A 13,392-nucleotide genomic window follows, 5' to 3' on the forward strand; every position below is an offset into this window, starting at 1 on the left:
GCGGCGGTGCCTTACAAAAAAAGCACGTGCTTGCGAGGGAGGCGGCCATGCGGGGCAACCCGCGGTAGCGTCCACACGCCACGGGGGCGGGGCCCGGCAGCGCACCGCGCTGCCGGGCCCTTCCTCGTCGCTCCCGGCCCGGGCGGGCCGGCGGCTGTCAGCTCTCGGCCGCCGCGCACTCCGCGCAGGTGCCGAAGATCTCCACGGTGTGGGCCACGTTCACATAGCCGTGCTCCGCGGCGATCGCCTCCGCCCACTTCTCCACCGCCGGGCCCTCGACCTCGACGGCCTTGCCGCAGACGCGGCAGACCAGGTGGTGGTGGTGCTCGCCGCTGGAGCAGCGGCGGTAGACGGACTCGCCGTCGGACGTGCGCAGGACGTCCACCTCGCCCGCGTCGGCGAGCGACTGGAGCGTGCGGTAGACGGTGGTCAGGCCGACCGAGTCGCCCTTGTGCTTGAGCATGTCGTGGAGATCCTGCGCACTGCGGAACTCGTCCACCTCGTCGAGCGCCGCCGCCACGGCGGCACGCTGCCGGGTGGAGCGGCCCTTCACGGACGGTCCAGCGGTCGTCACCGTTGCCTCCTCGCGTCTGCACCTGCCGGGCCATTGTGCCAGCCCGATCCGTCGCCGGTCAGACGCCGACGGTGCCTTCGGACCCCCGGGCGGCCGGAATCGTGCACTCCGCGGGGTCCCCGGCGGGCTGCGCGGCGGCCGCTGCCCGTGTGCGGCGCCGCGCCAGCGGGGCGGCCAGCAGGGTGAGCCCGAAGAAGACCGCGATGGCCAGCAGCACGATCGTCGCGCCGGGCGGCACGTCCTGGTAGTACGACGTGACGGTGCCGCCGGTCATCACGCTCACCCCGATGACCACGGCGATCGCGAAGGTGGCCGCGAAGCTGCGGCTCAGCTGCTGGGCCGCCGCCACCGGGACCACCATCAGCGCCGACACCAGCAGCAGCCCGACGACCCGCATCGCGACCGTGACCGTCACCGCGGCCGTGATCGCGACCAGCAGGTTCAGCGCCCGCACCGGCAGCCCGGTGACCCGCGCGAACTCCTCGTCCTGGCTGACCGCGAACAGCTGGCGGCGCAGGCCGAGGGTGACGAGCATCACGAAGCCCGCCAGGATGCAGATGGCGCTCACGTCGGACTCGGACACCGTCGACAGGGAGCCGAAGAGGTACGACATGAGGTTGGCGTTCGAGCCGCCCGGCGCGAGGTTGATCAGCATCACGCCGCCGGCCATGCCGCCGTAGAAGAGCATCGCGAGGGCGATGTCGCCGCGGGTCCTGCCGTACCAGCGGATCAGCTCCATGAGGACGGCGCCGAGGACGGAGACGAGCGTCGCCATCCACACCGGCGACCACGAAAGCACGAAGCCGAGGCCGACGCCGGTCATCGCGACGTGGCCGATGCCGTCGCCCATCAGGGCCTGGCGGCGCTGGACGAGGTAGATGCCCACGGCGGGTGCCGTGATGCCGACCAGGACGGCGGCGATCAGGGCCCGCTGCATGAAGGCGTAGTTCAGGATCTCCATCAGCTCAGCAGTCCCGTGCGAATCGGTTCGGCGCCCGCGGGGGCGTGCGGGTGCACGTGGTCGTGACCGGGCAGGGCGTGCTGGCCGAGCGCCCGCGGGGGCGGACCGTCGTGCGTCACGCAGCCCTCCCGCAGGACGACGGCCCGGTTGATGAGGGGCTCCAGCGGCCCCAGCTCGTGCAGGACGAGGAGGACGGAGACGCCCTGGGCGACCTGCTCGCGCAGCGTCCGTGCGAGCACCTCCTGGCTGGCCAGGTCGACGCCGGCCATCGGCTCGTCCATGATCAGCAGCTCGGGTCCGGCGGCGAGCGCGCGGGCGATCAGCACGCGCTGGTGCTGGCCGCCGGAGAGGGCGTCGACGGAGTCCTTGGCCCGGTCGCTCATGCCGACCAGGTCCAGGGCGCGGCGGACGGCCTCGTGGTCGGCCTTGCGCAGCACGCCGAAGCGGGCGCGGGAGAGCCGGCCGGAGGAGACGATCTCGGTCACGGTGGCCGGAACGCCTCCGGCGGCCGTCGTGCGCTGCGGTACGTAGCCCACGCGCCGCCAGTCGCGGAACCGGGCCCGCGGGGTGCCGAACAGCTCGATCTCCCCGGCGGTGACGGGCACCTGCCCGATGACGGCGCGCACGGCGGTCGACTTGCCGGAGCCGTTGGCCCCGAGCAGCGCGACGACCTCGCCCCGGCCGACGGTGAGGTCGATGCCGCGCAGGACGGGGCGTGCGCCCAGTTCGGCGCGGACGCCGCGCAGGGATACGACGGGCTCGCCCATGTGGTCCTCCGGATCGGTCACTTGGCGCCCAGGGCGGCTTCGAGGGCCTTGAGGTTGGAGTGCATGACCTGCACGTAGTCCTCGCCCGCGGACTTGTCGGTGATGCCCTCGAGCGGGTCGAGGACGGCCGTCTTCAGTCCCGCGTCCCCGGCGAGTGTCCTGGCGGTCTTGTCGGACACCAGTGTCTCGTAGAAGACCGTGGTGACGCCGTCGGCCCTGGCCTCCTTCTGGAGTTCCCTGATCCGGGCCGGGCTCGGCTCGCTCTCCGGGTCGAGGCCGGTGATGGCCTCCTGGGTCAGGCCGTAGCGCTCGGCGAGGTAGCCGAAGGCGGCGTGGTTGGTGAAGAAGACCTTGCGCTCGGTGTTCTTCAGGCCCTTCGCGAAGGAGGTGTTCAGCTCGTCGAGCCTGCCGGTCAGCGCCTTGGCGTTCTTCTCGTAGTCCGCCGCGTGGTCCGGGTCGGCCTTCTCGAAGGCCGCCGCGACCCCCTTGGCGACCTCGGCGTACTTCACCGGGTCCAGCCAGACGTGCGGGTCGAGGGCGTGCTCCTCCTCCTCGGAGTGGGCCTCTTCGCCCGCGTGGGCGTGCTCGACGGAGCCGTGGTCCTCGAGCTTGGTCAGGCCGGCCGCGTCGATCTTGTTCTTGACGCCGGCCTGCGTGACGGCCTCGTCCACGGCGGGCTGGAGGCCCTTCAGATACAGGACCGCGTCGGCCTCCTGGAGCTGCGCGGTCTGCTGGGCGCTGATCTCCAGGTCGTGCGGTTCCTGGCCCGGTTCGGTGAGCGTCGTCACATTCACGTGGTCGCCGCCGATCTGCTCGGCGAGGTATTGCATCGGGTAGAACGACGCGACGACGTCGAACTTGTCCGTGTTGCCCGCGGCGGCGCTGTCCGAGGAGCAGGCCGAGAGGGTGCCGAGACCGACCGTGGCGGCCGCCGCGAGGGCTATGCCGGATATGTGACGCCGTCGTACGTTCATGACAGTCATTTTCAACTGAAGTGGAAACCGTTGTCAACAAGCCCGGTGAGCGGGCCCGGCGGCGGACCGATTTGATTGTGGGGGAGCCCCCGCCGGTAACCTGAAGCATTCGCTCTGAAGCAATGCTCCGCAGCATCTCGCTTCGTCGCCCGTCGTCGTAATGAAGAGAGCACCGTGGCCGCCGACAAGATCGACACCATCGTCAGCCTGAGCAAGCGCCGTGGCTTCGTATTCCCCTGCAGTGAGATCTACGGCGGCCAGAAGGCCGCCTGGGACTACGGGCCGCTGGGTGTCGAGCTCAAGGAGAACATCAAGCGCCAGTGGTGGCGCTACATGGTCACCTCCCGCGAGGACGTCGTCGGTATCGACTCGTCGGTGATCCTGGCCACCGAGGTCTGGGTCGCCTCCGGTCACGTCGCCACGTTCAGCGACCCGCTCACCGAGTGCACCTCCTGTCACAAGCGCTACCGCGCCGACCACCTGGAGGAGGCCTACGAGGCGAAGCACAACCGCCTCCCGGAGAACGGCCTCGCGGACATCAACTGCCCCAACTGCGGCAACAAGGGCCAGTTCACCGAGCCCAAGCAGTTCTCGGGTCTGCTCTCCACGCACCTCGGCCCGACCCAGGACAGCGGCTCGGTCGCCTACCTGCGTCCCGAGACCGCGCAGGGCATCTTCACCAACTTCGCGCAGGTGCAGCAGACTTCGCGCCGCAAGCCGCCGTTCGGCATCGCCCAGATGGGCAAGTCCTTCCGCAACGAGATCACGCCCGGCAACTTCATCTTCCGCACCCGCGAGTTCGAGCAGATGGAGATGGAGTTCTTCGTCAAGCCGGGCGAGGACGAGAAGTGGCAGGAGTTCTGGATGCAGGAGCGCTGGAACTGGTACACGGGCCTCGGCATGCGCGAGGAGAACATGCGCTGGTACGACCACCCGGCCGAGAAGCTCTCGCACTACTCCAAGCGCACCGCCGACATCGAGTACCGCTTCCAGTTCGGCGGCAACGAGTGGGGTGAGCTGGAGGGCGTCGCCAACCGCACGGACTACGACCTGTCCGCGCACTCCAAGGCCTCCGGCCAGGACCTGTCGTACTTCGACCAGGAGGCCGGCGAGCGCTGGACTCCGTACGTCATCGAGCCCGCCGCCGGTGTCGGCCGCGCGATGCTGGCCTTCCTCCTCGACGCGTACGTCGAGGACGAGGCCCCCAACGCCAAGGGCAAGATGGAGAAGCGCACGGTGCTGCGGCTCGACCCGCGCCTGTCGCCGGTCAAGGTTGCGGTCCTGCCGCTGTCCCGCAACCCGGAGCTGTCCCCGAAGGCCAAGGGGCTGGCCACCGCCCTGCGCCAGCACTGGAACATCGACTTCGACGACGCGGGCGCCATCGGCCGCCGTTACCGCCGCCAGGACGAGATCGGTACGCCGTTCTGCGTGACGGTCGACTTCGACACCCTCGACGACAACGCCGTCACGGTGCGCGAGCGCGACTCGATGAAGCAGGAGCGGGTCTCCCTCGACCAGATCGAGAGCTACCTGGCGGCTCGCCTCATCGGCTGCTGACACCACCCGGCCCCGACGGCCCCCGGTCCCGCGCAGGCGGAGCCGGGGGCTTCGTCGTGCCGGGGAGCCGGGGAGAGACTCAACGCCCCTGCAGGGCCTTCACGTTGTCGCCGAAGGTCCAGTTCCTGGCGCCGTCCCAGTTGACCGACCACGTCATCAGGCCCTTGAGGGCGGTGCCGTAGTGCCGCCAGGCCTGGGCGACGAGCGCCGGCGACATGTGGCCGCCGCCCGCGCCCGGCTGGGCCGGGAGTCCCGGGACCTGCTTGTCGTAGGGGACCCGGACGGTGGTGCCCTGGACGACGAGCCCCTTGTCCAGGCAGTCGGTCTGGGCGACGAAACCCTGGACGGTGCCGGCGGCGTAGGAGTCCCCGGAGCAGCCGTACATGCTGCCGTTGTAGTACTGCATGTTCAGCCACCACAGGCGGCCGTTGTCCGCGTACTTCTTGACGATCGGCAGGTACGCGCCCCAGATCGAGCCGTACGCGACGCTGCCACCGGTGACGTAGGCGGTCTCCGGGGCCATGGTGAGGCCGAAGCCGGCCGGCATCCGGGACAGCACCCCGTCGATGATGCGGACCAGGTTGGCCTGGGACGTGGACAACTGGCCGATGCTGCCGCTGCCGACCAGGCCGGTCTCGATGTCGATGTCGATGCCGTCGAAGTTGTACTTCTGCAGGATCGGCACGACGGTCGCGACGAACCGGTCGGCGACCGCGCTCGAACTGAGGTCGATGCCGGCCGCGGCGCCCCCGATGGAGAGCAGGATGGTCTGCCCGTCGGCCTTGGCCCGGCACATCTCGGCCGGAGTGGCGACCTTCACGCCGGAGTCCATCCCGTCCTCCCACAGCACGGTGCCGTCGGAGCGGATGACGGGGAACGCCGCGTTGATCACGTTGTAACCGTGGGCCGGGATGCGGGAGTCGGTGATCGGGGTCCAGCCGAAGGGCGGGTGGACGCCGTTGGCGGAGCCGTCCCAGTTCTCCCAGTAGCCCTGGAGGACCTTGCCGGACGGTCTCGGCTTCAGGGCGCAGGTGTCGGCGGCGGACGCGCCGGGCGCGGCGGCGACCGAGAGGGGGACGAGGCAGGCCGTGGCCAGGGCGGCGGTGAGCAGGCGCAGCGTACGGCGGATCATGCGGGGCCTCCTGGGTGGGGGACACGGAGGTGACACGGATGTCGCAGGCATGACAGTGCTGCGGTCCAGACCTTTCGTCAAGAGGTCTGGACCAAGTCGCCTTTGAGGGGCGAGGGGGTGATCGGCGGGACCGGCGCAGTCGTCATCCGTCACGTCGCCGAGCGCACCGCCGTTGCAGTCGGTGCAGCGGGGCGGCCTGAAGCACGGCTCGTCCAGCGGAGTGGAGTTGGCGCAGGGGCCGGTCGCGTACGGCCGGTCGGATCAACGACAGACGCGACAGACGCTGGCCCAAATCACGACCATGACCAGAGTTCAGTCGCCGCTGTAAGGAATGTTCCTCTCGGGATGCAGCCTTCCCATTGCGGGGGAAGACTAGTTGTCAGAGGCAGTCCGCCGCGCCCACCGCACCGCCGCATTCCGACTCGGGGTTCCGACTTCCATGCCGCGGAGGTAGTTATGCGAAGGACGCTCTGGAAGCGCACTTGGACCGCACTCGCTGTCGCGCTGTTGACTATAAGTGGCGGTTACGCGTACAGCGCTCCTGCGACATTGAGCGACACGATGGAACAAGACATCGACGTGGCGGTGCAGGGTGTTGACGCGTTCTGGAAGCAGCACTGGTCCGAATACTTCACCGAGACCTACAGTTCACCAAGAGTCGTGGGCCTGTACGACGGCACCTCGCCGGACGCCCCCACGTGCGGCGGGCAGAAGCTGGATGCCGGCAACGCGTCCTACTGTATTCCGGAGGACTACCTCGCGTGGGACACCAGTCTTATGACCGAGGGCTATCAAACTGGGGATGTCTACGTCTACTTCATCGTCGCGCATGAATGGGGGCATGCAGTGCAGAGTCGTCTCGATGTCCGGTTGCAGGATGTTTCCAAGGAGTTGCAGGCGGACTGCCTCGGCGGAGCCGGGCTCAAGGGTGCCGAGCGAGACGGAACAATCATTTTCGAAAGCGGGGACGTCAAGGAGTTGGCCCAGGCGATCACCAGTCTTTCTGACGAATTGCCTTGGACCAAGGTCGGGGACCACGGCAACGCCAAACAGCGGATCAGCGCATTTGACAGAGGTCTGAGTGAGGGCGTCGGGGGCTGCCTGCCACTCACAGCTCCTCGTTGATGGTTTGCCGCCGAGCTTCCGGGAGAGCGAACCGGCCTCACCCGGCTGGGGTGGCGAGGCCGAGCCCGCCGCGCAGGTCTCCAGAACCGGGAGCGCGGCGGGCGGATCGCACCCGAGGACGGCCTCGCCCGTCTAGGCCGCGCAGAACTCGTTGCCCTCGGGGTCCCGCATGATCCACCAGTGGCCCGCCGGGCCCTTGTCCAGTTCGCGTACGCGGGTGGCGCCCAGGGTCTCCAGGCGGGCCACGAGTGCGTCCAGGCCGCCCGGGTCGCTGTGGACGTCGATGTGCAGGCGGTTCTTCGCGGTCTTGGGCTCGGGGACGTCCTGGAAGAGCAGACGGCGTCCGCGGCCGATCCCGCTGACCTCGTCGTACGGGTCCTCGGGGTGGCGGATCGCCGCGAAGCCGCGGAAGACGCGGCGGCCGCCGTGCTCGGTGACGGCGTCCTCGGTGAGGTGGCCGGCGGCCAGCAGGCGGCCGATCAGGGGGCCGGGATCCTCCACCTCGTACCCCAGCGCCGCCGCCCAGAAGTCCGCGAGGGCGGGGGCGTCCTGTGTGTCGATGACGAGCTTCCAGTTCAGTGCGACCATGTAACCAGTTATATTGGTTACATGGTCGCCAAGTCCACCACCCCGGGCCTGTTGCTCACCACTCCCGCGGGGACCGGCTTCCGTTTCGACCCGGGCGCGCTCTGCCTGGAGCTGCTGCCCACCGGCGGACCGGACGCCTTCACCCGGTACGAGGTGCTGCACACCCCGGCCGACCTGCTCGACTGGGCCGCTCGGTCGCGGCTGACACCGACGCCCGCCCTGGAGATCACCGAGGCCGAACTCGCCGACGTCCGCCGCACCCGCGACGCCCTGTGGCGCACGGCCATCGCCCGCACCCGCGGCGAGCCGCCCGCCCCCGGCGACCTCGGCCTCGTCAACGAGGCCGCCGCCCGGCCACCCCTCGTCCCGGCCGTCGGGCCGGACGGCGCCCGCCGCTGGGCCGGCCCGGCGGACGGCCACCGCCTGCTCTCCACCGTCGCCCGCGACGCCGTCGACCTGCTCAGCGGCTCCTGGGCGCACCGCATCCGCATGTGCGCCGCCGACGACTGCCACCTCGTCTACGTCGACACCTCGCGGCCGGGCCGCCGCCGCTGGTGCTCGATGGAGCGCTGCGGCAACCGCCACAAGGTGCGGACCCTGCGCGCACGCCGCGACACCGAGCCGCCCGCGCCGGACTGACCCGCGACCTCAACCCCCGGCCCGGCCCCGCACGCCGTCAGCGCGCCGTGGTCTCCACCGTCGCCCCGTGCGCCTGCGTCAGGTGCTCCTCGGCCTTCAGCCAGGGCAGGAACTGCGCCGCCTGCTGCCAGCCGCACGTGTCGCAGCTGATCGAGCGCTGCCCGCCGGTGCGCCGCACCCTGACGACGTGTTCGCGCCCGTGCCGGTCCCGGCCGCTCACCTTGCTCGTGCTGATCTGCGGCATGAACCCCTCCACCTCTCCCCGCTGTGCCCGCGCAGCAAGGAGTGTGCAGCAAGACCAACATCAACGGGGGTTCCGGAACGGCGAGTTCGGTGTGCGGCGGTCCGCATGCCGACCGTGCGCGGCAGGCGCCGGGTCCGCTAGCCGACCGTGCGCGGCAGGCGCAGGCTCAGCGCCGTCGTCAGGGCCACCCCGGCCAGCTGGACCAGGAGCGTGACGACCAGGGCGTCCCGCATCCCCGCGCCGGGCACCAGGGTCAGGAAGAGGGAGCCGAGGGTCGCGACCCCGAGGGCCAGCGCCGACTGCTGGGTGGTGATCATGACGCCGCTGCCGACACCCGCCCGTGCCGCCGGGACCTCGGAGAGGACCACGCGGAACACCACGGGGAGCTGGAGCGCCTGTCCGGCGCCGGCCACCGCCGCACCCGGCAGCAGCTCCAGCACACCGAGGTGGGGCCACGACCCACGGACCGCGAGGACGATGAGCGCCACCCCGGCCGCCTGGAGCAGGCCGCCGGCCGTCACCACCCGTGTGCCGTACCGGGCGACGAGCCGCGGCCCGCACAGCGAGACGCCGAGGAACACCACCGCCATCGGGGCGAGAGCCAGTCCGGCGGACACCGGGCCGAGCCCCGCACCCCGCTGGAGCGCCACCGCGATCACGAACATGAAGCCGCTGAAACCGATCGAGAACGGCACGATCATGATCAGGCCCCGCCGCAGCGAGGCCAGGGCCAGCAGGCTCGGCGGCACGAGCGGGGTACGGCCCCGCCGGTCCGCCCGGCGTTCCACCAGGCAGAAGGCCAGCGCCGCGAAGGGGAACAGGATCAGCGACAGCCACGTCCACAGCGGCCAGCCCGCGGCCCGGCCCTCGGTCAGCGGCACCAGCAGGGCCAGCAGGGAGACGGCGAGCAGGACGGTGCCGGGGACGTCCACCGGCTCCGGGTGGTGCGAGCGGGTCTCGGGGACGGCGCGGGCGGCCAGCACCAGGCCCACGACCACCACCGGCACGTTCACGAGGAACACCGAACGCCAGCCGGTGCCCGCGATGTCCGCCGCGACGAGGACGCCGCCGAGGATCTGCCCGGCCACCATGGAGAGCCCGGCCGTGGCGCCGTACAGGCCCATCGCCCTGGCGCGGCGGGCCCCCGCGGTCGCCGACTGGATGGTGGCGAGCACCTGCGGCAGCATCGCCGCCGACGCGGCACCCTGCGCGACGCGCGCCGCCACCAGCGTCCAGGCGGTCGGCGCGAGCCCGCAGGCCAGCGAGGTCACGCCGAAAGCGGCCATGCCGCCGAGGAAGAGCCGGCGCCGCCCGAACAGGTCGCCGAGCCGCCCCCCGAGCACCAGCAGCACGGCGTACGAGACCCCGTACCCGGCGACCACGAGCTCCAGGACGGCCTCGCCCGCGTTCAGGTCCCGGCCGATCGTCGGCAGGGCCACATTGACGATGAAGAAGTCGACGAGGGGAAGCGCCGCGCCCAGCAGCACGGTGAAGAGGCCGAGACCGCCGAGGACGGGCAGGGCGGCAGAGGACGGGGCGGCACCGCGGTCGAGAGTTCCGGTTCTGGTCACGTCCCTCAGCGTCGACCGGGTCCGAGACTGGTACCAGAGTGTCCTTGTCCTGGTATGAGAAGTACCTGGAAACAGGGTGCGGAGTGGGTCAGGCTGGGACCATGACGACCGTGGATCAGGACCTGACGAGCACGGCCGCCCGGGCCCGGGGCCGCGCGTCCGAGATCCGGCGGCACGAGCTGGCCGCCTTCCTGCGCCACCGCCGGGAGCACGTCACCCCCGAACAGGTCGGCCTGCCGCGCGGTCCCCGCCGGCGGACACCGGGCCTGCGCCGGGAGGAGGTCGCGCAGCTCGCAGCCGTCGGCGTCACCTGGTACACGTGGCTCGAACAGGCCCGGGACATCAAGGTGTCCGTGCAGGTCCTCGACGCGCTCGCCCGCACGCTGCTGCTCGACCCCAGCGAGCGGACGCACCTGTTCCAGCTCGCGGGGGCCGTCGATCCGGCGCCCACGTCGGTCTCCCCGTCGGTCACGCCCGCCCTGCGCGGCGTCCTGGAACAACTGGAGCCGTACCCGGCCTGCGTCCAGAACAGCCGGTACGACATCCTCGCGTACAACCGCACGTACGGGCTGCTGCTGTGCGACCTCGACGCCGTGCCGCCCGAGGACCGCAACCTGATGCTCCTCTCCTTCACGCACGAGGAGTGGCGCGCGTCGATCGTGCACCTGGAGGAGGCCACCCGGCTGATGGCCGCCAGGTTCCGCGCGGCGATGGCGGGGCATCTCGCCGAGCCCGCCTGGAAGGCGCTGCTCACCCGGTTGCGGGCGGAGTCGGCGGACTTCCGCGCGGCCTGGGACCGGCACGAGGTGGTCGGCTCGCGCGGCAAGCGCAAGGAGTTCCGCAACACCCACGTCGGCCGGGTCACGGTCGATCACACCGACCTGTGGCTGGGGCCGCAGACCGGTCCGCGCCTGGTGACGTACGTGCCCGCGGACGAGGAGTCCCGCCGGCGCCTGGAGAAGCTGCGGGCGATCGCCGCGGGGGCAGCGGCCGGGGCCTGAGGGCGTCGTGCCCCCGCCGGGGGGACGTCAGTGCCGGGCCTCGGCCTGTACGCCCCGCGGTTCCTCCCCGGTCTCCGCCGTCCTCAGCCGGTCGGCGGTGCGCTCGGCCGTCCGGCGGGCCCACCGGCCGCTGGTCAGTGCTCCGAGCACCAGCACCAGGAAGCCGCAGCCGGCGATGATCCACCAGCCGGGACGGGCGGCGGACACGAAGACGTCCCGGTACGACGCGTTCCCCACGCCCGACGCCAGCACCGCCCCGATCACGGCGACCCCGAGGGTCTGGCCGATCTGACGGCTGGTCGAGGCGACTGCGGCGGCGACCCCGGCCTGCGCGCGGGGCATGCCGGAGACGGCGGTGTTGGTGATGGGGGCGTTGACGAAGCCGAAGCCCACGCCGAACAGGACGTAGCCGGCGACGAGCGTGACGTTCGAGGTCTCCGCCTCGAAGGCGGCGAACAGCACCCCGCTCGTGGTCATCGTGACCCCGGCGATCAGCAGGGACGGGCGGGGACCCCGGCTGCCCACCAGCCGCCCGGAGAGCGGCGCGGTGAGGAAGCACATGGCGGCCATGGGCAGCATCCACAGGCCCGCGTGCAGCGCGTCCAGACCGCGCACGTTCTGGAGGTAGAGCGTCGAGAGGAAGAGGAAGCCGCCGAGCGCCGAGAACGCGCTGACCGCCACCACCGTCGCCCCGCTGAACGGCGCCGAGCGGAAGAACCGCAGGTCGATGAGGGGTTCGGCGCGCCGGGGCTCGTACCACAGGAGGCCCGCGAGTGCGGCGACGGCGAGGGCGCCGAAGGTGAGGGTCTTCGGTGCGCCGGAGTGGGGCGCCTCGATGATCGCGTAGGTCAGCGAGCCGAGCAGCACGATCACCAGGGCCTGGCCGAGCGGGTCGGCGCGGCGGGCCCGGGGCGCACGGGACTCGGGCACGTACCGCAGGGTCAGCACGAGTGCCGCGAGGCCGACCGGGAGGTTGACCCAGAAGATCGAGCGCCAGCCCACTGAGTCCACCAGCAGCCCGCCGATCACCGGCCCGGCGGCCAGCGCGATGCCGACGACACCGCCCCACACGCCGATCGCGCGGGCGCGCTCCCGCGGGTCCGTGAAGGTGTTGGTGATGATCGACATGGCGACGGGGTTCAGCATCGAGCCGCCGACCGCCTGGATCATCCGGAAGACGACGAGCGAGCCGAGGTTCGGGGCGAGGGAGCACAGCAGCGAGCCGAGGGTGAAGACCACCAGGCCCGCCATGAACACGCGGCGGCGGCCGATGCGGTCGGCGGTCGACCCCGCGAGCATCAGCAGCGAGGCGAGCACGAGCGTGTAGGCGTCGATCGCCCACTGGAGGCCGGCCACGCCGGCGTGCAGTTCCCGCTGCATGGAGGGCAGCGCGACGTTCAGGGCCGTGTTGTCGAGGCTCACGATCAGCAGGCTCATGCAGCAGATCGCGAGCACCAGCACGCGGCGGCGGGGACTCGGCTCGGGCATCCCTGCACAGTACTCCGCCTTCGGTAGTGCGTCTAACTAATGACCACTACATGGGCTTTCGCGGGGATGCCGGGAGGGTGCCCGGCGCCCGTGCGTGTGCCGGCCGGTGTAGGGGTCCGCGTGCCGGCCGGTGTACGGGTCCGTGTGCCGGCCGGGTTGTGCGCCGTTCCGCCCCCGTACGAGCACCCGCCCGCGTACGCGACAATGGGGGAATGTCCGCGCCCACCCTCGCCTCCGCGTCCCCGCTGTCGATCGGCCCCCACACGGTGCAGCCGCCCGTGGTCCTCGCGCCCATGGCCGGGATCACGAACGCTCCCTTCCGCACGCTCTGCCGGGAGTTCTCCGGCGGCAAGGGCCTGTTCGTCAGCGAGATGATCACCACGCGGGCGCTGGTCGAGCGCAACGAGAAGACCATGCAGCTGATCCACTTCGACGCGAGCGAGCAGCCGCGCTCGATCCAGCTGTACGGCGTCGACCCGGCGACCGTCGGCAAGGCCGTCCGCATGATCGCGGAGGAGGGCCTCGCCGACCACATCGACCTGAACTTCGGCTGCCCGGTGCCCAAAGTGACCCGCAAGGGCGGCGGCTCGGCGCTGCCGTTCAAGCGGAACCTGCTGCGCGCGATCCTGCGCGAGGCCGTCGCCGGCGCCGGCGAACTGCCGGTGGCGACGAAGACGCGCAAAGGCCCCGACAACGACCCCACCAAATCTCTCGACACGGGACGCCTCGCGGTCGAGGAGGGCGTTACCGCCACCGCCCTGCAATGCAGGA

The 13,392-nt window shown here is 71.2% G+C and carries 14 protein-coding genes; 5 read left to right on the forward strand and 9 right to left on the reverse strand.

Features of this window, described 5'->3' with window-relative positions; genetic code table 11:
- Positions 1–157 precede the first annotated feature (157 nt).
- From AC069T_RS24705 to AC069T_RS24720, 4 genes are read right to left on the reverse strand one after another with little or no spacing between them, the layout of a single operon-like run.
- On the reverse strand, positions 158–574 hold the full coding sequence (locus AC069T_RS24705) for a Fur family transcriptional regulator (RefSeq protein ID WP_358851064.1): 417 nt from the start codon (positions 572–574) through the stop codon (positions 158–160).
- A gap of 58 nt (positions 575–632) precedes the next feature.
- Positions 633–1,535, reverse strand: coding sequence for a metal ABC transporter permease (locus tag AC069T_RS24710; RefSeq protein ID WP_478784785.1), 903 nt, complete (start codon positions 1,533–1,535; stop codon positions 633–635).
- Positions 1,535–2,302 (reverse strand): metal ABC transporter ATP-binding protein, encoded by a 768-nt coding sequence (locus AC069T_RS24715; protein ID WP_478784786.1) that lies wholly within the window; start codon positions 2,300–2,302, stop codon positions 1,535–1,537. Before AC069T_RS24715 ends, AC069T_RS24710 begins: the two co-directional genes overlap by 1 nt.
- Before the next feature lie 17 nt (positions 2,303–2,319).
- Positions 2,320–3,276: a zinc ABC transporter substrate-binding protein gene (locus AC069T_RS24720; protein ID WP_478784787.1), complete on the reverse strand. Its 957-nt coding sequence runs from the start codon at positions 3,274–3,276 to the stop codon at positions 2,320–2,322.
- 174 nt (positions 3,277–3,450) lie between these two features.
- Here AC069T_RS24720 and AC069T_RS24725 point away from each other — a divergent pair, with 174 nt between their 5' ends.
- The gene (locus AC069T_RS24725; RefSeq protein WP_476751642.1) at positions 3,451–4,833 is read left to right on the forward strand and encodes a glycine--tRNA ligase; all 1,383 of its coding nucleotides are present in this window, start codon (positions 3,451–3,453) and stop codon (positions 4,831–4,833) included.
- Between the two features lie 79 nt (positions 4,834–4,912).
- Here AC069T_RS24725 and AC069T_RS24730 read toward each other — a convergent pair whose 3' ends face one another.
- Positions 4,913–5,965, reverse strand: a complete 1,053-nt coding sequence (locus AC069T_RS24730) for a chitinase (RefSeq protein ID WP_478784788.1) — start codon at positions 5,963–5,965, stop codon at positions 4,913–4,915.
- Positions 5,966–6,526: 561 nt separating this feature from the next.
- On the opposite strand from AC069T_RS24730, the gene AC069T_RS24735 reads away from it, so the two are divergent.
- Positions 6,527–7,090: a neutral zinc metallopeptidase gene (locus AC069T_RS24735; RefSeq protein ID WP_478784789.1), complete on the forward strand. Its 564-nt coding sequence runs from the start codon at positions 6,527–6,529 to the stop codon at positions 7,088–7,090.
- 132 nt (positions 7,091–7,222) lie between these two features.
- On the opposite strand, the gene AC069T_RS24740 is transcribed toward AC069T_RS24735, so the two are convergent.
- Positions 7,223–7,678: a VOC family protein gene (locus tag AC069T_RS24740; protein WP_478784790.1), complete on the reverse strand. Its 456-nt coding sequence runs from the start codon at positions 7,676–7,678 to the stop codon at positions 7,223–7,225.
- Positions 7,679–7,699: 21 nt separating this feature from the next.
- Between AC069T_RS24740 and AC069T_RS24745 the strand changes: the two genes are divergently transcribed.
- Entirely contained in the window at positions 7,700–8,317 is a 618-nt protein-coding gene (locus tag AC069T_RS24745) for a CGNR zinc finger domain-containing protein (protein ID WP_478784791.1), read from the forward strand.
- 37 nt (positions 8,318–8,354) lie between these two features.
- Here the strand turns inward: AC069T_RS24745 and AC069T_RS24750 are convergent, their stop codons facing one another.
- Positions 8,355–8,561 carry a hypothetical protein gene (locus AC069T_RS24750; protein ID WP_478784792.1) on the reverse strand — a complete coding sequence of 69 codons (207 nt, stop codon included), beginning with the start codon at positions 8,559–8,561 and terminating at the stop codon, positions 8,355–8,357.
- Positions 8,562–8,698: 137 nt separating this feature from the next.
- Positions 8,699–10,132, reverse strand: coding sequence for an MFS transporter (locus tag AC069T_RS24755; RefSeq protein ID WP_478784793.1), 1,434 nt, complete (start codon positions 10,130–10,132; stop codon positions 8,699–8,701).
- A gap of 101 nt (positions 10,133–10,233) precedes the next feature.
- On the opposite strand from AC069T_RS24755, the gene AC069T_RS24760 reads away from it, so the two are divergent.
- Complete coding sequence (locus AC069T_RS24760; protein ID WP_478784794.1) at positions 10,234–11,133, forward strand: helix-turn-helix transcriptional regulator; 900 nt, start codon at positions 10,234–10,236, stop codon at positions 11,131–11,133.
- A gap of 27 nt (positions 11,134–11,160) precedes the next feature.
- On the opposite strand, the gene AC069T_RS24765 is transcribed toward AC069T_RS24760, so the two are convergent.
- On the reverse strand, positions 11,161–12,621 hold the full coding sequence (locus AC069T_RS24765) for an MFS transporter (protein WP_478784795.1): 1,461 nt from the start codon (positions 12,619–12,621) through the stop codon (positions 11,161–11,163).
- A gap of 212 nt (positions 12,622–12,833) precedes the next feature.
- Between AC069T_RS24765 and AC069T_RS24770 the strand changes: the two genes are divergently transcribed.
- Positions 12,834–13,392, forward strand: a 559-nt coding sequence (locus AC069T_RS24770; protein WP_478784796.1) for a tRNA dihydrouridine synthase, incomplete at its 3' end; no start/stop codon positions are given.

This window comes from Streptomyces sp. NPDC043867 (assembly GCF_056435845.1).